Annotated in this window: 13 protein-coding genes; 8 read left to right on the top strand and 5 right to left on the bottom strand. The window is 43.3% G+C overall.

The annotated features are described in order from the left end of the window. Window positions 1–135: 135 nt before the first annotated feature. Window positions 136–1,221, top strand: coding sequence for a hypothetical protein (locus tag FIS9605_RS0116535; protein ID WP_026733592.1), 1,086 nt, complete (start codon window positions 136–138; stop codon window positions 1,219–1,221). Window positions 1,222–1,247: 26 nt separating this feature from the next. Here FIS9605_RS0116535 and FIS9605_RS42735 read toward each other — a convergent pair whose 3' ends face one another. After that, window positions 1,248–1,622 (bottom strand): hypothetical protein, encoded by a 375-nt coding sequence (locus FIS9605_RS42735; RefSeq protein WP_155960448.1) that lies wholly within the window; start codon window positions 1,620–1,622, stop codon window positions 1,248–1,250. Window positions 1,623–1,677: 55 nt separating this feature from the next. Between FIS9605_RS42735 and FIS9605_RS0116540 the strand changes: the two genes are divergently transcribed. The 4 genes from FIS9605_RS0116540 to FIS9605_RS0116555 all read left to right on the top strand — a co-directional run bounded on the left by FIS9605_RS0116540 (window position 1,678) and on the right by FIS9605_RS0116555 (window position 5,296). Further along, complete coding sequence (locus FIS9605_RS0116540; protein ID WP_026733593.1) at window positions 1,678–2,877, top strand: Coenzyme F420 hydrogenase/dehydrogenase, beta subunit C-terminal domain; 1,200 nt, start codon at window positions 1,678–1,680, stop codon at window positions 2,875–2,877. 168 nt (window positions 2,878–3,045) lie between these two features. Then, window positions 3,046–3,810: an SDR family NAD(P)-dependent oxidoreductase gene (locus tag FIS9605_RS0116545; protein ID WP_026733594.1), complete on the top strand. Its 765-nt coding sequence runs from the start codon at window positions 3,046–3,048 to the stop codon at window positions 3,808–3,810. Window positions 3,811–4,220: 410 nt separating this feature from the next. Further along, a complete protein-coding gene (locus FIS9605_RS0116550; protein ID WP_026733595.1) occupies window positions 4,221–4,832 on the top strand; it encodes a hypothetical protein in 612 nt (203 codons plus the stop codon). 119 nt (window positions 4,833–4,951) lie between these two features. After that, on the top strand, window positions 4,952–5,296 hold the full coding sequence (locus tag FIS9605_RS0116555; RefSeq protein WP_026733596.1) for a hypothetical protein: 345 nt from the start codon (window positions 4,952–4,954) through the stop codon (window positions 5,294–5,296). A 131-nt stretch (window positions 5,297–5,427) separates the two neighbouring features. Here the strand turns inward: FIS9605_RS0116555 and FIS9605_RS0116560 are convergent, their stop codons facing one another. The 3 genes from FIS9605_RS0116560 to FIS9605_RS0116570 form a co-directional block, all read right to left on the bottom strand. Then, entirely contained in the window at window positions 5,428–11,175 is a 5,748-nt protein-coding gene (locus FIS9605_RS0116560; protein ID WP_026733597.1) for an RHS repeat-associated core domain-containing protein, read from the bottom strand. Between the two features lie 603 nt (window positions 11,176–11,778). Further along, window positions 11,779–14,136 carry a glycoside hydrolase family 31 protein gene (locus FIS9605_RS0116565; protein WP_026733598.1) on the bottom strand — a complete coding sequence of 786 codons (2,358 nt, stop codon included), beginning with the start codon at window positions 14,134–14,136 and terminating at the stop codon, window positions 11,779–11,781. 312 nt (window positions 14,137–14,448) lie between these two features. Continuing rightward, window positions 14,449–16,011, bottom strand: coding sequence for a cation:proton antiporter (locus FIS9605_RS0116570; protein WP_026733599.1), 1,563 nt, complete (start codon window positions 16,009–16,011; stop codon window positions 14,449–14,451). Window positions 16,012–16,289: 278 nt separating this feature from the next. Here FIS9605_RS0116570 and FIS9605_RS0116575 point away from each other — a divergent pair, with 278 nt between their 5' ends. From FIS9605_RS0116575 to FIS9605_RS0116585, 3 genes are all read left to right on the top strand, one after another. Further along, a complete protein-coding gene (locus tag FIS9605_RS0116575) occupies window positions 16,290–17,369 on the top strand; it encodes a hypothetical protein (RefSeq protein ID WP_026733600.1) in 1,080 nt (359 codons plus the stop codon). A 190-nt stretch (window positions 17,370–17,559) separates the two neighbouring features. Beyond that, window positions 17,560–18,087 carry a hypothetical protein gene (locus FIS9605_RS0116580; protein WP_026733601.1) on the top strand — a complete coding sequence of 176 codons (528 nt, stop codon included), beginning with the start codon at window positions 17,560–17,562 and terminating at the stop codon, window positions 18,085–18,087. Window positions 18,088–18,325: 238 nt separating this feature from the next. Beyond that, the gene (locus FIS9605_RS0116585; protein WP_026733602.1) at window positions 18,326–19,288 is read left to right on the top strand and encodes an aldo/keto reductase; all 963 of its coding nucleotides are present in this window, start codon (window positions 18,326–18,328) and stop codon (window positions 19,286–19,288) included. Here FIS9605_RS0116585 and lpxB read toward each other — a convergent pair. After that, window positions 19,285–20,448, bottom strand: a complete 1,164-nt coding sequence (lpxB, locus tag FIS9605_RS0116590) for a lipid-A-disaccharide synthase (protein ID WP_026733603.1) — start codon at window positions 20,446–20,448, stop codon at window positions 19,285–19,287. The two genes, FIS9605_RS0116585 and lpxB, sit on opposite strands and share 4 nt — an antisense overlap. Window positions 20,449–20,507 lie beyond the last annotated feature (59 nt).

The raw sequence follows: 20,507 nt of genomic DNA on the forward strand, positions 1-20,507 counted from the left end.
ACCCCGCCTGTCGGCACCCCTCTCCCAATTTGGGAGAGAGGGGAGGGAGAGAGGGCACGAATTGCTATATCTGAACACAACTTGGTATGACTGCTGAAGTTATTAATTTTACAAAAAATTAATAAGGAAAAATTGATGCTAAAAGCCGTAGAAACTTTTAAAACTTCCTCAGTACAACGCTTGATCGGTCTTTGGGCAAAGCGTTACACCCCTGACTTATCTTCTGTGTCATTAGAAAGCTTCTCCTATGAAGCTTTGCGAGAAGCAGCTTCACCCGAGGGTCGAGCTTTAACTTCTGCCAAGTTGAAAGACAATGTACTAAATATTAATTGCCAAATGGCATGGATACAAACAAAAATCCTCTACGGCTATATTCCCAACATCATAGATTTGAATGAAGCAAGGCGAATCACTCTATTTGCCTTTCGCGTATATAAAAAGATACTCGAAATTTACGAAAAATACTCTCTCAATCACATTCCACCTACAGCAGAAGCATTTGAGAGCAATGATCTTTGTGTATGGGGAATACCAGCAATCGAAGAACTAGCATACGCACTCGAACCTATATTACTGGTGTTTCAAGAACAACATATAGTATCCAAGGACTGGCGAGCTCTTGGTTTTATGACCACGCAGTTAAACTTCAGTAACAAATTAATTCTCAAAAAGCTGACAGCTTTTGAGCAAGTCTTGCTTGCTCCCTATTTAAAATTTGTTGAAGAACAAGTAGCTATTCCTTGGCAACGAATCTGCGCTGCTGCTGCCAATTATGAGATAGATTCACCAGAACTAAAGTTTATAGAGCAAATGATCCAAGCTGCGCCAGAAATTGCTGAAAATATCTATCGTCAACTGGTAGAGTTATTGCCCAATCATCGTAGTCGTAGAGGAGAACTGAGCGATCCGGATGTAACATACTCTTGCCTCCGCGATCTGAATATGTTTCAGGCCTATCTATGGCTGTGTTTACTAGAGAAGAGTATGACACCAATGGAGGAGGAACTACTACCTTTGTGTGCAATGGTTGTGCAGGGTGTGAGCATCAAATGGGAAATGACGGAAAAATGGAGTCAACTGTTTGTTGATGAAATCATTAGTCGTGTAAATGCAGAACAGAAGGCTTTGTTGCTGCCTTACCTTCAAGGAATGCAGGAGATGTTTTGGAGGGAGCGATCGCGCTTGGGTTACAAGGAGCAAGTTGTTGATAGCGTAGTTTGATGGTGTGGGGTGCGTGAGCGATCGCGTCACGCACCGTTATCAGTTTTTGGTTTAGCAGTGAAGGTTTTAAATAAACGAACCACAAAGGACACAAGGACGCGTAGACGCGTAGCGGTGAACCAGCGCGGTCTTGGGGAGGCGCGGGTGCGGAACCTGCGTCCGCACATAGAGCGCCGTGGTTCCCCCCATGAGCACCTGCCGTGGTTTCCCCCATGAGCGACTGGTGAACCCGGAGGGCTTCCCGCAGGGTAGGAAGAGGGAGAGTAGAGAGCGATCGCGTTAAATACATTACTTACCTGGGTGCTTTTACTTAAATTCGGAATTAATTTTTCCAAAGACATAACCATCGGATAAATCAAATTAATAATTGATTCTGATGCTCTCGTAGACTCGTTTGGCATTAACTCTGAGATATTGTGAAATGAAGCATCTGAGTTTTTTAAAGACGAAATTTTAATGACTTCAGTAGATTTTCCCAAACACAAAAAAGCCAAAGCCCTCAAACCTGGTAGCCGTCGCCCTGCGAAGGAACTGTGCAGCGAGTGTGGGCTGTGTGATACATACTATATTCACTATGTCAAGGAAGCCTGTGCTTTTATTAATCAGCAGATCAACGAACTGGAAGAACAGACGCACACACGCTCTCGCAATTTAGATAACTCCGATGAACTCTATTTTGGTGTTCATCAAGACATGATGGCGGCAAAGAAAAAGCAGCCTATCCCTGGCGCTCAATGGACGGGAATTGTAAGTACTATTGCCATTGAAATGCTTAATCGTGGCATTGTGGAGGGTGTGGTCTGTGTGCAAAACACTAAAGAAGACCGCTTCGGCCCGATGCCTGTTATTGCTCGTACCCCAGAGGAAATACTAGCAGCACGAGTCAATAAACCAACTCTTTCACCGAACCTTTCAGTGTTGGAACAGGTAGAAAAATCGGGAATGAAGCGGCTGTTAGTGATTGGTGTTGGTTGTCAAATCCAAGCTTTGCGAGCTGTTGAAAAGAAACTGGGTTTAGAAAAGCTGTATGTATTGGGTACGCCTTGTGTAGATAATGTGACTCGCGCTGGTCTGCAAAAATTCTTAGAAACTACCAGTAAGTCGCCTGACACGGTTGTGCATTATGAGTTTATGCAAGACTTTCAGGTTCACTTTAAGCATGAGGATGGGTCAGTGGAAACTGTGCCTTTCTTTGGCTTGAAAACCAATTTACTCAAGGATGTTTTTGCTCCCTCGTGTATGAGTTGTTTTGACTACGTCAATTCCCTGGCGGATTTGGTTGTGGGTTACATGGGCGCACCCTTCGGCTGGCAATGGATTGTGGTTAGAAATGAACGCGGTAAGGAAATGCTGGAGTTGGTAAAAGACCAGTTAGAAACTCAGCCAGTGATGTCTAAAGGCGATCGCCATGCTGCTGTGCAACAAAGTATACCAGCATATGACAAAGCTGTTACCCTACCGATGTGGGCGGCAAAACTCATGGGAGTAGTAATTGAAAAAATTGGCCCTAAAGGTTTGGAATATGCCCGTTTTTCGATAGATTCTCACTTCACGCGCAATTATCTGTATGTGAAGCGGAATCACCCTGAAAAGCTAGACGCGCACGTTCCAGAATTTGCTAAGCGCATCGTGGGACAGTATAAGTTACCTGAATAAATAATAGTTGTTAGTTGGTGGTTATTTTTTAACCACTAACCACTAACTACTAACCAATGTAGAGACGTGCCATGGCACGTCTCTACAACAACTAACCACTCACCACTAACAACTAACCACTAACTACTAACTACTTACCACTAACCACTAACAGCCATCACGCAAAATATGTTTACTGACGCTGACTTACCTAATGCCTTGATTGTGGGTGCTAGCCAAGGTATTGGACTGGGATTTGTGAAAAAATTGCTGGAATTGGAGAGTATTGCTAGGGTTTATGCAACCTATCGCCGACGGGAGTCTGCTTCTGAGTTAATTGCACTGTTAGATGAATATCCAAAGAGACTATTTTGTCTGCCAATGGATATTACAGATGAAGTGCAAATTTCAGAAGATGTAGAACTCTTGCGTGGAGAGATAGACAGACTGCATTTAGTTATTAACTGTGTTGGGATTCTGCATGAGGGGACGCTGCAACCAGAAAAAAGCTTGAGGCAAATTAATCCTGAGAATTTAATGCGCTATTTTCAGGTGAATAGTATCGGTGCAGTGCTGCTTGCCAAACACCTGTTACCGTTATTTCGTCATAGCGATCGCAGTATATTTGCCAGTATTTCTGCCAAGATAGGAAGTATTGGTGATAATCAACTAGGTGGATGGTATGGTTATCGTGCTTCCAAAGCCGCGTTGAATATGTTGATGCGAAATGTGGCAATTGAATACGCTAGAACCAGCCCTAAAACTGTAGTTGTAACATTGCATCCTGGTACTACTGACACACGTCTTTCCCAACCTTTTCAAAAGAACGTACCCCCAGAAAAATTATTTTCAGTAGAACGTACCGTTAATCAATTGCTTGCAGTCTTAGAAAAGCTACAGATAGAGGATAGTGGGCAATTTTTCTCTTGGGATGGTAGCTGCTTACCTTGGTGATTTTTACAACTATTTTAGGTTTTAAATTACTTAAGTTACTAACTAGTGGTGTAAGATACAGATTCTCGTTGACTACCAGCATCAAGCTATAAAAAGTACTCCCGATAGTAACCTTAAATCTCTCTAGAGGTAAGTATTTTTTGGAAACGAAAACCTTTAATATAATTTTATATTTGTTTCCGGTTCAGAAACATTTCCTCATTTTTGGCTAAAGCTGTCAATTTTAATACAATCTTGTTTCTAACCTTCATAGAAATCATGTGGGAATTAGCAAACACTTAAGATTGTGATGATGAATATTTAATTTTTGGCTTAACTAGCTTATTTACATATTATTTACATATCTGTGATTTTGAAAAATTAAAATGTCTCTTTACTTAAAAATTAAAGATGCTGCCAGAGCCAAATCTATGTCTACCCCGGTAAAGGTATCGAAGAATTCAACAAGTAATTTCACAAAAGTTTTAGCAGATACTAGCAAAGAAGAAGAACTCATGCATGAAGTTCTTCTAATAATTGAAAATTTAGCATACAGAGAAGAAGCTACAGTAAAACTTATCTTTGATCGTCTTTATGATATAGGTTCTCTTAACCTCATCAACCAAAAGTTTCGCTCTCGTGCTGTCAAGAAAGTACTAAAACTAATAGCCAGGATGTCCAAACCAGCATTTAGAATTTTTGCTTGGCACTGGTTTAAAAAAAATAGTCCTCAATTGATTACTAACTGGTTACGCCAGCAAGTTAGTTTCAAAAATCAAGTTACACCAACCTCGAAAATAATTATTGAAAGACAAGTTCCTCAATTAAATAGTTTTTCAGAACTAGAACACCAAAATAAAGAAATTCAATTTCTTCGCTCACAGGTCAAAATACTAGCCACTATTTTGATAGGGGTAGTTGCTTTTTTTGGTGGTAGCTTGATCTGGCTAGGTCAGAGTATAACAACGAGGCGATCGCAACTGCAAAATGTAGAACAATTACCTCAAGTCACAATCCAAGAAGCTAGCGTTGATAGACACTAGCGCTCTTTCATCACTCTCATGAGAGAATAACAGGATAAAGTGTCGTAAACTCTTTGCTGGACTATGTTTGGGGGAAGAGAGCCTGCGAAAACGATAAAATTTGTGGATGATTACTGTGAATGGTACTCCTGGCTGGGGCAGACTTTGAAAAAGTAGAAAACAACAGCAACAAACGACCCAAGTATCGGCTCGACGACACTGGACAAGCGATCGCGATTTGCGATGGTCGAGAGCAAGTATTTGAGCAATGGTTGAAGCGGGATATTGAGACAGTCTTGAAGTCTGACGTGCCTCTTTTCCCTACTGCTCAAGTTCTTTTTTACAAGACTTGGAAGCTTTTTCTCCGTACAGATCTATTTTTTAGCGATCGCTCGTGTCAAAGAAGCACTTGCTTCAGGTTGGTGCTCAAACCCCGCTGGGTTGTTCAGTGCGATTCATTTTTGGTAGGAACCTCTAGAAACTAACGCTTGCAAGTGCTGTACTGGCTCAAACAGGAGAATGCACCAACGATTAGTGCGATCGCTAGCCGCGATCGCCAAACATCGCAACACGGTGCAAACCTGGTTATTGAAATAGGGAAATAACCGAGTGTTAACTATACTCCGCTCCCAGTAGTATTTGCTACTATCAAATTTGGAATGTCAGTTTGAGAGTTAAATATCAAATTAACAAAACTATCTACAGTATTACCAAAATTGATTTCTTCAATCGTTTCTCCTACGCCCAATTCAATGGTAAATTGTTCGTCTATAGGTGCAGTTTGAAATGAACCATCGGGAACTACTTCGCGAACCGTATAAGTACCTGCTGCTAAGTTGGTAAATAAATATTGACCATTTTCGTCAGTTACTTGAGAGGGTTCGCCGTCATCTAATACACCATTCTCATTAAGGTCTAGATAAATACTAACTCCTTCTAATCCTGGTTCTAGTAAACTTTGTGAGTCACCGCCACCTACCGTATTGTTAAGACCGGCGAAGACATCTAGAAGTTCATCTGTGGAGGTAAAAATTTCTGCATCGGGGTCGATAATTTGCAGATCTTCTAAAGAAGCACTCTCGCCAGCTCCAAAAGCAGAGAGATTTACGCCAAGATTATTTAAGCGTTCGACTTCATCATCAAAAGTACCACCAATCTCATTTTCTCCATCAGAAAGAAAAATCAAATTACCGTTTCCAGGTTCTGTTCCCAAAGAGTTAAAAAATGCTTCAGAAGTTTGCAAGGCTCTCTCGAAATTAGTGGAGGTAATAGAAACAAGAGAACTCAAGACATCTTCTACATCTGGAGTTCCATTACCGTCAGTATCAGCATTAGGAGTAGTTGTTATCTGAATACCATCAGCTTGTAAATCCAAGTCTTTCTGAGATGCGCTACCTGAAAAAGAAATGATTCCTACATTTACTTTATCTCCTAAACCTTGCTCGATTAGCCTTTGGTTAAGAGCGATAAAACCAGCTATTTCGGCATCAAGAATTGTATCGGTGAATACATCTGCGTTAACGTTTCCAACTGATGTTCCTTGAAAACTTTCTTGAGTAGTACTACGAGACACGTCAATCACAAACAAGACATCGGGATTTTCTCCCTGTACTAACTCTGTATCGCGGACACCATTACCATTTAAGTCGTTAAACTTTATACCCTGAATGGAAGCAGTCCCCGTACCGATGCCGCCATCTCCAGAATCGATAATTGCTACTCCATTAGCAGTAGGGTCTGTTTCCGACCTTTCTAGGAATGCAGGATCGCGGGTAACGGCAAAATCAAAAGCTGCCGATTCAAAGGCATAGGTTCCTGGTTCGTATCCCGCCTCTAGAGCTGCCGCATCTCCTATAGCTTTTAATGCTGGACTAAGATCGGCGTAGGTGTAGGGTTCTTCGGGGAAGTTAGGATTGTAAAAAGTATTGGGGTTTTGTCCTGACTCGTAGGTAAACAAAGATTCATCAATGCTAGAGACACGATAGTCATCGCGATATTCACCATAGAGGCGATCGAATTCTAGAGGACGGGGTAAGACAGTGCCGTCGCGCAGGGCAACATCATTGTCGGGGTTGCCATCGAGATTGCCTAACAATCCTGTAATCTGTCCTTGCTTTTCATCACCGAGATAAACATCGACTATGCTTATCGTTCCCGGTCGTGTATAATTGACAACTAACTGGTCGTCTCCGTCATTGACTACGCCATCTTCGCCAGCATAGACGATGGTATATCTACCACTACCACTTCTGTAAATCCGACTGTTGCCAACCTCAATACTGGCTCCGCTGGGGATACTCACCGCTTCACCATCAATAGTGACCGCAGCCTCTCCCCCGGAAATAAATCTGGTTACTTGAGGAATGCCGCCCTCTTCGACGGGATTGCCCTCTGCATCGACAAATTCAATTCCTTCGGAATCGATAACTACATTCTGCCCGTCAACCTCAGTAGCGACAGCAGAAGCGACAGTAACATTGTCATCGATTTGCACGTAGCGGACTTGAACGTTAAAGTCGCCGTCGAGAGATTCGACTAAGGTAAACTCTCCAGCTCCCTGAAAGTCGTAACCAACACCATCAAAGGTGGTTAAATGGGGTTCTCCTTTAGAACGAGCTAGATTGTCGGGAGCAAAAGGAATTAGACCAGCAATAATTGGAAATACTGGACTTTCGCCAGGGGCAGAAGGAATCCCAGGAGCAGGAGGAATTAGATCGCTAAAGATATCCGTAATAGCATTGCCGATTTTACGAAATGGGTCTTGTGCTTCAAGCACTCGACTTACTACTCCGCCAAAGACACTGGCAGCAGATTCGGCAAAAATACCTATTTCGCTGTACGCTAATATTATATCAGTTGATAAAGGGCTAATAGAAGTACCTGAGCCAAACCCAATTGTCCCAAATATTGATCCACGTAATAAACTTTCCAGGTCACTTAAACTATTAAGATTCTCAAAATCTCCAGTTAGCTCGGCTTCTACAATAGTTCCTATCAGACTTCCAGACAAATCAAGCCCATATGCAGTAAGAGCAATTGCTGAACCTTGAATAACTCCAAATGTACTATCACTGACTTCTCTACCTATTGTTGTAGAAATATTTCTAGCAACAGCTCTACCTAGTAAACTCCCTGCCGTTCCTACCCCAGGTCCAAATAATCCTATAACAGCACCTTTGAAAGCAGCACCTATAACTTGTCCTACGGTCACTCTTTCTCCACGAGCAAGAGAATCAACTACACTAAATGCAACTTCAGAACCAGCTCCGATTAATGGTAAAAGCACAACTGCCGGGATTTCTCCTGAAGGATCGATATAGTTAACCGGACTATTAAACGTATACCGATACAGGTTAGTATCTCCCCCTGCCAAACCAATCGGATCGGGGGAAGTAAAACGCCCTAAAAGGCTGTCGTAATACCTCGCCCGCATAAAATCGAGTCCGTTGGGTTCTTCCGTCACCCCAAACTCGCCTACAAACTCAAACGGGTTCGCAATCACCTCCGTTTTTTGTACTTCTTGACCAAAAGGTGCATAGGCGTACTGATTAAGAGTTTGACCTTCTGAATCAGTTAGGCTGACGGTAGACCCAAGATCGTTAAAGTCATAGAAAGCAGTAGCGTTACTTTCATCAGTACGGCTTTCCAAACCCAAACCGTGAGCGTAGTTGGCAACTAAATTACCTTCCTCATCGTATTCTCCAACAACGTCCCCCAAACCAAAGGGATCGATGAGGTATTCAGTGCGATCGCCATCATAAATTGTGGCAATTCGGTTTCCGAGCGCATCGTATTCATACTCGGTTTCTACCCCATTCGGTTCGACTACTTTAACCAGAAGATTTTCGCTATTGTATTCGTAAGTCGTAACCTCGTTGCCTTCGGTTTTAGAAATTAAATTGCCGTCGGCATCATAATCGTAAACTACATCTCCCGCAGTTTCGTATTGGTTGAGATTGTTAGTATTGTATTCTGTCGTTTCGCCATTATTTACAGTTTGAATGCGGTTGCCCGCAGCATCGTAAGTATAGCTCAGGTTTTGGTCAGGAATTTCGGGATTGGTCGAGTCAAATACTGCCCCAGTCAACTGACTAGTAGCATCATAAGTGTAAGTCCAATCCCCATCGAGAGTGCTGACTCCTACCTGCCGTCCTAATTTGTCGTAACTGTAGTCAAAGCGAGAGTTAATCGATTCATCCGGCGCGTAGTTGACCAAACTAGTTAATTGACTAGCAGGGTCATAGGCATAAGTCGTATAAGTGCCATTTCCTTTGTCTTCTCTGACTAAGCGACCAACATCGTCGTAAGTATAGCTAACTATTAGATTATCTTCTCCATCGGTCAAACTAGCCAATCGACCGGCATCATCGTAAGTGTAGTTAACTGTATTGCCATTATTATCACTAATGCTAGTGCGGCGGCTGCCAGCATCGTAAGTGTAGGTTAAACAGCGTCCATTGGCATCGGTAATTTGAGTCAGGCGATCGCTGTCATCGTATTCAAAAGTAGTAGTACCGCTATTACTATCAATGGCTGAAGTTAAATTGCCTCTGCTGTCGTAGGTATATTCCAGAAGCGTCCCGTCGGCATTTTCCTGTTGCAGAAGTTGACCTCGTGGGTTATATCTATAGGTAATCTCTTCACCGCGACGATTGAGCGAGCAAACGACATTTCCTTTTTCGTCGTAGCTAAAACTTTCGCTGCTGCCGTCAGCATACTCAATCTGTACCAAGTTACCCAATTCGTCGTAATCGTAAGAGATAGCATTGCCGCGAGGATCGGTAACGCTCTCTAATAGCTCAAAATTGGGTTCGTAGGTAAACTCCGTTCTTTGTCCTAAAGCATTAATCTGACTGAGAAGATTGCCTTGGTCATCGTAAGTAGAAGTGAGAGTGCTATTATCGGGAGCAGTTATTCTGATTGGATTGCCCAATGTATCGTAACTAACGCTGAAAGTGCGACCTAAAGCATCTTGTATTTGGCTCACTTGACCGCGAGAGTTTAGGGAGATTTCTGTAGTTGCCCCGCTAGCATTAGTAATTGTTACACCGCCGTTATCGTCGTAGCTATAGGTAATGCTTTCCGCGCCTGCGTTAAAACTTTCTTCGATTAACCGACCGCGTTCGTCATATTCAAAAGTCGCTTGCGTACCGTTACTATTGGTAACAGAGGTGAGCGCAAAATTGTCATCGTAGGTGAAGCTAATCTCATTTCCAGGAGTAGTAACGCTGAGTAACAGTTCTCCTGTTTCATCATAGCTGTAGCTATTAGTACGCCCTGTAGAGTCGGTAACGCTGGTAATGCGATCGCCGCTATAGGTAAAGGTGAGATTCTCTCCATTATCGAAAAGTAAGCTACTTAACTGACCATTGCTATACTCGGCACTAATTCGATTACCATTAGGATCTTCGATGTAATCCAGACTACCATTCTGACGAAAGACGGTTACAATTCCATTCTGTTCTTCTAAGCGATAACTTTCACCTTCAAGGGTGAGAGTACCATAGTCACCAGTTGCAGGTGAATAACTACCGTCTTCCTGTAGGGTGAAAAATCTCAGCGTTCCAGCAACTTCGATAGAAACATTGCCGTCTTCATCGGCGATCGCCTCAAGATCGCCAATAAAAAAGCGACCGCGACCGAAAGAACCCAAGCTGTAACGTTGAGCCAAAGCCTGATAGTCGCTAGCTTGTTGAAACTCAAACCCTACTAAGCGATTGGCATCGGCAACATATTCTCCCAACTCGGAAAGATAATTAGCGTTATCGACCAAAACCTCTTGATAGTCACCTGCCGTAGTGCCAATAGAAGCAGTGAAGTTGTCGTAGATAACATTCCAGGCTTCGTCGGTTAAGTAATTGGGTTTTAAATCTTCCCGAAACTCTTCCCAGTTAATCGTTTCATCGGGATCGATCCTGCTAACGGTAAAATTGAGCGCCTCATCATTTGTACCGTCGGGCATAAACTCTACGGTAAAGCTACTTCTCGCCCCAGGAGCTAATACTCCAGCTTGACCCTCGTAATCGATCGCTAGGAATTGAATCTGACTTTCGGTAAATTCTTCCTGGTCATTGGGACGCAACAACGCTCCCGTTGCTTCTAAATTTAATAGAGGGGCGATCGCTTCAGTATCGCCAGTATTGCGATAGTTTACGGTAACTTCGTCCGTACCATCGGCAATAATGCTGCTAGGAGAGGAAATAGATATTTCAATCGAACCGACCGTACCGATGATTGCCCTTGGTGTGTCGGGTGTGACTGGCGTAGTGGGCATATTTGGCGTATCGGAACCAGGATCTTCTTCACCTGGTACAAGAGGGTTTTCTACTGTGCTTGGAACAGCGTTACCTAATGTTCTTGCCATATTTGCCTCCACAAACGGGTTATTTATGGTTTATCTTTTCGTCCATTGCAACAGCCATCAGGCTTCTTCAACAAGTGTGTGGAGATATACGCTTATTGGGAACTGTTGGTGGCGATACAATACATGCTCATTGGGAGCGGATAAACCTGGAGCTATGCGCTTCATTAATCCTCTCCAAAACAGGACAAACCTTCACCAGTTACTGGTTAAGCCAACAGGTTTTTGGGTAAGGGTCGTCAAAAGGCGCGGTTTTTCTCGCTGGATATTGAGATAGGTGGTGGCTACGGGCACATAAGTTTGGAGTAGCGATCGCTCCTCAATAACAGCACCGGGAATGGAACAAACAAAACCGCACCTGCCGTATCATCGTTGGCCTCTACTTCTATAGATAAAAGCCAAACATTGTCGAAGAAATGGTGACGGATACAAATGTAGCCATTACAACAGAACATATTCATACTAGGTTGCAGTCAAAGATAGTACTTCCCTCACCCCCCTCTCCCAATTTGGGAGAGGGGAGGGGGAGAGGGCACGAATTGCTATATCTGAACACAACTTGGTATCACTCAGCCAAAGAAGTTCTCATTAAAAGGCAAGATACCCTTAAGAAAAGACTAGGCGACGCGCAGAACCATCATCGTTAAATTCTTGCTCTCCTTTTCCCATCACCTCAACAATTACTCTGCGCTGGGGTGGAGTCCACTGTCCTTGTCTTGCTTGGATGTCAGCTACCACCTGCGTGCCTTCTAAATACACCCGATAGGTTGTTGTTGACCAAGCACCTTGGCGATATTCAAAGGTATGTCCGTCGTCTTCGTATAATGTCCACTCGCCTGTACCAGGGGCTACTCTTAACCTAAGTTCATTCATTGGTAACTCGCCTACATACTGCATTACCGGGCCGAGGGGAATAACCGACCCAGCACGAATGTACATAGGCATTGTTTCTATGGGTGCATGGGCGAGGATATGCGTCGAACCTTCGTAACGCTCTCCAGTCCACCAATCATACCAAGTTCCTTCTGGTAGATAAACTATGCGGTTCTCTACCCCTGGTCGGTAGACGGGCGCAGCCATCAAGGATGAACCTAAAAGTACCTGATCGTACAGTTCATGGGTTTTTGAGTCATTGGGATAGTGATAAAATAGGGGTCGCAGAATTGGTGCGCCTGTAGTCGTCGCTTCCCAGAACAGCGTATATATGTAAGGTAGCAATCGGTAACGCAGTTCGATGTATTGACGGCAGATTTCTTCTACTTGCGGGCCAAATTCCCAAGGTTCATGGCGCTTGGTGTTAATCATTGAGTGGGCACGCATAAAAGGATACAGCATTCCTGCTTGCATCCAGCGGGCAAACAATTCTGGTGTGGCATCGCTAGCAAATCCCCCTATATCTGCACCTACAAATGCTACACCAGACAAACCTAAATTACAGAGCATGGGTAGGGACATTTCTAGGTATTCCCACAGTGAGTGGTTATCCCCCGTCCACACCGCTGACCACCGCTGCACGCCTGCGTAACCAGACCGAGTCAGTACAAAAGAACGCGATCGCTCTCTTAGCTTTTCTAGTCCTTCCCTAGAGGCGCGCGCCATCATCATGCCATAAAGATTGTGGGTTTCGGCGTAGGTTGTGCGCTCATCTCCAGGGCCGCTGGGTGCATCCGTCGGGAAGAAAATTTTTTGCCCTCCCTCATCTCCAAACGGGCGATCGTTCATTGCTGGCTCATTCATGTCATTCCAAATACCAGCAACGCCCATATCGGTAAGGTTGTGTTGCAAATCTCCCCACCACTGGCGCACATCCGGACGGAGGAAATCAGCAAAGACTGCCCGACCAGGCCAAACATAGCCGTGAAAAACTTTGCCGTTTGCCTTGCGAATAAAGTAGTCTTTTTCTAGCCCTTCATCATAAACACTGTAATCTGATTGCGGCTCAAATTTCACCCCCGGATCGACAATGGTGACAACCTTGAAACCATCTGCTGCCAAGTCACCGAGTAATTTTTGCGGATCTGGAAACCGCCTCGGGTTCCATGTAAACACCCGGTAGCCGAACATATAATCAACATCTAAGTGGATGACATCGCAGGGAATGCGGCGCTGACGCAGTTGGTGTACCAATTGCCGCACTTCTGTTTCCGAGTCGTAACTCCAGCGGCATTGATGATAACCCAGTGCCCATTGGGGAGGTAGTGACATTCGCCCCGTCAATTGCGTGTAAGTACGGACTATTTCTGCGGGTTCGGGACTGTAGATGATGTAATAATCTAGTTCGACCCCAAGGGTTTCTAACCGGAGAGTATCTGTTTCGTCTGCACCCACATCAAATCGACTCCAGAAAGTGGTGTTAAAAAATAAACCATAGCCAACCTGCGGACGCAATGCCATAAAAAATGGAATTGCTTGGTACATTGCATCCGTCAGCATGGTGTAATCTAGGCAATCTGTAGTCCAATGGGTCAGACGCTTACCCTTTTGGTTGAGCAATCCCGCCCGTTCTCCAAAGCCGTAATACTTTTCCTCGGCTTCGATGCGCTTCCAGCAAGCTACTTGGTTTTTACCTTCTCCCATTTGCCGCCAACCTATCCCCAAACCTGTATCTTGGGCAAAAGGACGACCTGCTTTGTCAAAAAACTGGACTCGGCAAGGATAGCGCTGGACACACACCCGGATTTTCTCCGTTTCAATGGTGATTTCTTTGTCTGTCTCCTGTACGTCGAAAGATACAACAGCCCACTCTTCATCTGCTAGTGTCACAGCCCAAGAACGCCTTGATCTAAATTCTCCTGTAGGCGAAAAACGTACGCGGATGAGGTTGGGAGCAAGAACACTCAGAGAAAGGCGAGAAACACCGCAGTCAAAATTTATTCCTCGCTGATGGCGTTGGATATTCTCTACAGATGCGATCGCATTCCACGCTGGTTCGCGAATAGGTAATTCTCCGGCAAATTCTGGCATATCTAATATATTTGACGCTAATTCAGTTTGAATTCAATACAGGGAAACCTAGTTGTTAGCCCTAAGCACGGCTTAAATAACCTAATTACAACTCGCTAAATTTTTCATCATCCACGGGAAGTATAAGTATGTACCTTATTAAAGGTGTCTTAAGTGCGCCATAAAGGAAACAAAAGGCGTTTTTTCATCCCTTTAACCTTGCCCCTTTAACGCCAGTTGCTACAATGCTTTTTTCTTGGTGTCTTTGTGTCTTTGTGGTGAAAAAAGAATTATTGAAACACCAAGACACTAAGACACTAAGAGGAAAGAAATCTAATACCCATCCTCAAGAACATCCTCAAGCAAAGGAGCAAGTTCTTGATTTAACCGACCCGATCGCACAAATTCCGCGTAAGTATCTGCCTCTACTGCTAATAATTCCATTCGCAACTGTTCGGCTGTGAAGCTTCGCAGATTGGGGTAATCATCCTGTAATTTATCAATTTGTTCTTCTAAGCGCTTGAGTTCGCCTTTAATTAAAGCCTCCTGATAGCGGTAAAACTCTGGATCAAGTCCTGGGCGTTTTTCTACTTGTCCGAGGTATGTTAAAACACGTTTGAGGGCAGTCTGGCGGGCAACGAGTTCTAAATATTCTTGTCGCAGAGGCTGATCGCCAAGAAGTCTGAGTTTTTCTAGTAAAGGTTTAGTAGTCAATCCCTGCACTAAAAGAGTAAATAAAACTACTCCAAATACAGTGTTGATCAGGTCTTCTCGTTCGGTAAGAATATTTGGTACGCTCAGTGCTAGGGCGATGGAGACAGACCCCCGCAGACCTCCCCACCAAAGTATAGTTTGTTCTGGTAAGGGGATATTGGAGTTGGCAAGGCGATTGCTGAGAAATCCCAAACCGTAAACAGCGATCGCCCTTGCTAAAACCATCCCCGCGATCGTGACAGCGATGATATTCAGATTTTCAGCCAAGTCAACAAATCTAACTTGGTCACCAATCAACAGAAAAACAATAGAATTAACAAAAAATGCCAAAAATTCCCAAAATTCACTGACAATCACCCGTGTTCGCGGATTCATGCCAATTCGGGAACCAAAGTTACCTAAAATCAAGCCAGTGGTGACAACTGCAATCACCCCAGATCCACCAAGTTCTTCTGCAATGATGTAAGTTCCGTAAGCAGAGACGAGAGTTAAAGACTGTTCCACGAGTGGCAAATCGAATCTTTGGGTCAAATAGGAAATACCAAACCCAATCAAACCACCAACAGCTATACCAATACCAACAACACTAAATAGTTGAACCACCAAAGGCTGGAATTCTAGTTGTACTGTTCCTAAAGGCAGTGCAACTAGAAAGCCGAAGGCAACAACTGCCATGCCATCATTAAACAGGCTTTCGCCTTCCATCAAGGTTGTGAGGCGTTTATCTACTCCCAGTTCTCGAAACAAAGCTGTCACAGAAACAGGATCGGTAGCAGATAAACTAGCTCCTACTAGCAGCGCTGTTGTTAGCGGTAGTCTTGACAAGAGATTTAAACCCAGCGCTATACCTGCTATAGAAATCAGTACTCCCACAACTGCATACAGACAGATAGGGATTAAATCCCGCTTTAAGTCAGACCACTTCAAATTCCAAGCAGCTTCAAACAATAAAGGCGGGAGGAAAATCGCCAAAATTAATTCCGGAGAAAGATTAACTAACCGCACATCTACCAGCGCTAATCCCAATCCAGCAATCACTAAAAGTAAGGTATATGGGATTTGGCGAAACCAGCTAAAGACTTGCGGTAAAGTCGCCACACTCAAGGAGACCGAGAGTACCAGAAGAAATTGTTTTAAGTTTTGTTCTATTCCAACTTCGCCTAGGGCAGATTCTATTGCCATGACAGTATTTCAGTTCAGGTTAAAAATTGTCTCCTCACCTTACACAATCATCTCTTGAATGGGGAACCCTCCACAGGGGTTATGAGTGCTGTCTTTTGCCTCCTTCCTTCAGACTTGTGTTACGAGTCGGGAAAATTGCTGTATCATCTTATGCGACGGAAAAATTATCGATACTTATCATATAGCTAAACATTTTGGCAATAGTGATGTTAGAGTAACAGCATTTTTCAGAGGTATGGACGGCTATCCACTCAATTAGAACAGAGGACGTGTGAGATATGAAAAAGTTTGGATTGCTGAGATGGTTTCCTCATCCCTATTCATGGCTAAATGCCCTGATACTGTCTTTGCTGATGACTGTATTTGTAGCTACAATCAAGCGTAATAACAACTTGTGGCTCAATCTGGCTCAATGGTCAGACAAACCAGAATCAGTTACCATTTGGGTAATATTCTTACTCTTATTACCCATACCAGCGATCGCTTTTCTGCATCACTTTTTCCTCAGTTTTTTTATTTCAGCAATTCCAGGAGAAAAGACAAGCAAAGTGAGAGGATTTTTCCCTGGACTAATCAGTTGGAGAGAAAGCTTGTATGGCTGGCTAGTACTTATTCTATCTACACTGACAGCAATTTTAGTTTGTACTCCTCTTTTACCTTTATTCCAGCTTAACTATACCCAAATAATTTATGAATCCGGTCAAAACTACAGCAAGATCAAACCAATCTTTGCGATTGTCTGGCTGATTAGTGCCGCTATCTTTTATCAAATTGAGTATTCATTTAAATGTCGTCTAGTTTTTGGTAGTAGCGATAGTGTTGAATCTGATGAATCTGAAAGTACAAACATGCCTATAGCTAGTTATGTTCCCAATGTAACACCGCAGCCAGAAGTTGTTTTAACTGAAATACAAAAAACCAAAGCAGCACCTCAGAAGAAATCAAATTTTCTTAGTTTTACTAACAACTATCGTAAAATTCCCAAACGAGTATTTACATTTATTCTCATCCCCTTAGTAGCTCTATGGTTATACTCATTTGCTAAGTTGCCAGAAGTCAAACAAACTATATCGGCAAACATATCTGCTGAGACAGTAACACTCTCTTCTAGTAAAACTGTACCTGTAGATAAAAAATATAATCAAGCGATTAACAAAGCTAGACGTGCAGCGAAACTAGCAAAACTAGCACAATCTGAAAGTGAGTGGAAGGTAGTTGCTAATAGCTGGGAAGAAGCGATCGCCCTCATGAAAGCTGTACCGAACACTAGCGCTAATTATGGTATGGCTCAGGAAAAAATTAGACAGTATCAAATTCATAAGGAATTTGCACAGCAAAGTGCCACAGCTAGGAATTAAAGCATTTACAAAATTTAAATAATTTATGTAATGTTTAGGTTTAAACGTAATTTGACATGAACTAAAATAAGCTAGTTTATTTAAGATTTTTTCGCCTAAAATTTTGGTATAAACACTGAGGAACGAGTTGTAAAAATTAGGTTATCTTTGATGCAATAGTTATGTTTTCAGCTCTTCACTTCTAGTGTTTATGACACAGGCGAATATTTTGGAACTGGCAAAGCAAGGAGATGTCAAGGCGATCGCATCTCTAATGAACAGCCAATTGCAACTGAAAAACGTCACAGTGAAAGTTACTCTCAAAAATGGCTGTTTACGGGTGATATTGGAATCCACTCAAGTACCGGATCAACAGAACCTAGTTAAATATGTGCGTCAAGAAATCATGGGCTTGAGGTCTGAAACTATCAAAAAGGTAAAAGTTGACGGTTTTCAACAAGGTAAGAATTTTGCGGTTTGGAGTCAAGAATTAAATTTAGAATTACAGCAAGCACTCACTGCTTCACTGAACAAGCAATCATCAAATATCGAAATTAAAAAATTTATATTTAAACAACAAATTTTATCTTTTGCTAAAAAGCTAACTGGAAAGCAATATATTGCGATCGCTATAGTATTAATTGGTATTTATATAGTAGGGAAGAATCAAATATTTCAACGACAAGGATGTATTATTCAAAGTTATTTACAAGGTAAAAGTACTGAAGGTTGTAAATAATTTGAATTATTTTAGGGTGTACTATATCCGAGCTATGCACTTTCAAAAGAGCATCAAGCGTCTTATCATCATCGGAAGAATAATATATTTTTTAAACGCAGAGGAGTGCAGAAGATTCCGCAGAGGCTCGCAGAGTTTTACGATCGGAAAATTTAGTTTAGAAAAACAGTTTTCTCTGTCTGTATATCCTTCGTTACAATAAAACACAGACAAGCAGTTTCGCCACGGAAGCCAAACCATGACAGGAAGAACGACGCGGCGCAATTTCTTAATTACCAGCGCTGCTGTAGCTGGCGGCATTGTGGGAAGTACAGCGTTGCAACAAGGTAACACAAACCCTGCGACACCAGCGACTATGCCAGAACGAGTGTTGGGACGCACGGAGGTAAAAGTCCCTATCTTTGGGTTGGGGGGAGCAGGTCAAACGCCGCTATCTTGGAATGGAAAAGAACGAGATGCTGTGGCAATTATTGAACGAGCTTTGCAACTTGGCATCCGTTATTTTGATACTGCTGCGAGTTACGGGCCTAGTGAAGATTATTTGGGAAAAGTATTGCCACGCGATCGCACTAAGTTATTTTTAGCCAGTAAGACAGATGAAAGAAGCCGGGATGGTGCGTGGCGAGAATTAGAAAGAAGTCTCAAACGTCTGAACACAGACTATCTTGACTTGTGGCAGTTACATCACGTTTCTTTCCGTGAAGAACTGGATACTATCTTTAGTGCATCCGGAGCAATTAAAGCTTTGGAAGAGGCAATGCAACAAAAACTAGTCCGATTTATTGGTATTACTGGACACCACGATCCAGCAGTAATTGCCGAAGGTTTGCGTCGCTATCCCTTTCACACAACCCTCATACCCGTAAATGCCGCAGATAAGCATCATCCACGTCCGTTTATGCCTGTAGTTTTACCAGTAGCACGAGAAAAAAATGTCGGCGTAATCGCGATGAAAGTACCCGCCTACGGTCGCTTATTCAAAGCAGGTGGATTGGCAGGTATGCAGCAAGCTTTGGGATACAGCCTTTCTCAGCCAGGAGTTCATTGCTGTGCGATTGCGGCTGAAAGCGTCAAGCAACTAGAAGAAAATGTCAAGATAGCACAGGCTTATCAAGAACTTTCTCCAGGCGAATTAGCAAGTATTGAAAAGCGCACTGCGAGAATTTGGGAGGAAAGCACCTTCTTCCGCGCATGGACTTAAAAATTCGGCAGCATTTGCAAAATTTCTTTAGCAGCGCGATCGCACACTCCTACTTCTCCTATACACCGTCGCATTTCTTGATAATCTGCCTGTATTTGCTGTTTGCGTTCCTGGTTCAGCAAAGATTCTACTGCTGCTTGAACAATATTCTCTGGAGTTGCTGTTTCTTGAATAAACTCCGGCACAATCCCTTTCATCACCATCAGGTTAACTGGCGAGGCAAAAGGAAAAGTTATTTTCAGGATATTGCGGCCAATCCAGTAAGTGAAGGGGTTAAGGCGATAAATCACCACCTGCGGCACGTTTAACAAAGCAAGTTCTAAATTCACAGTGCCGCACTTAGTAATTGCTAAATCAGCGGCAGCAAGCACTTCCTGTTGTTGTCCCGATACTACAGTGGCTCGTAAACCGTACCGTTGTATCTGTTTTTCTATTTTATCTCGATAAATTTCCAGAGACAGGGGAATCCAAAAATGCAACTGTGGCAGTTTGTTTTGTATTTCCTGTGCTGCTTGGAACATCACTGGCAAGAGATATTTAAGTTCTTGGTGACGGGAGGCAGGTAGAAGCGCTACGGCGATCGCATCATCCACAATTCCCAACTTGGCACGCGCCGCTTCTCGACTAGGAAAGTTTTCTATCCTGTCTACCAATGGATGTCCTACCCAAGTCACATTTGCACCGTTGTCTTGAAAATAACGCGCTTCCTGCGGGAAAATCGCTAACATTTTATCGCTAAAACCAACAATCCGGGCTGTGTCACGAGGTGCGATCGGACAAACCCAAAGTTGAGGTGCAATGTAATATACTACTGGCACTTGCGGCAGTTGGCGGCGAATGTAATTACCTATGCCCAGATTTGGCCCCATGTAGTCAATCAATACAACCAAATCAGGAGGATTTTGCTTGAGATAAGCGATCGCCTGCCGCTGAATTTGCAGAGTCGGTAACACAAAAGGCAGAGATTCCAAAAGACCAAAAGAGCCAATTTTACTAGTATTACCTAATAGAATGGCTCCTGCTGCTGCCATTTTTTCGCCACCCAATGCCACAACTTCTAATTCCAGTCCAGCAGCAAGGGCTTGCCGTTGCAAAGCGGCAACCAATAACGACCCTTGTAAATCGCCAGACACTTCACCAGTACTGATAAATATTCGCATTTTGGAATGAGGGATTGGGGATTGGGAATTGGGGAACTCGGGGCCCCCACGACCGCTCT

It is taken from the genome of Fischerella sp. PCC 9605, from assembly GCF_000517105.1.
GTDB lineage: Bacteria > Cyanobacteriota > Cyanobacteriia > Cyanobacteriales > Nostocaceae > PCC9605.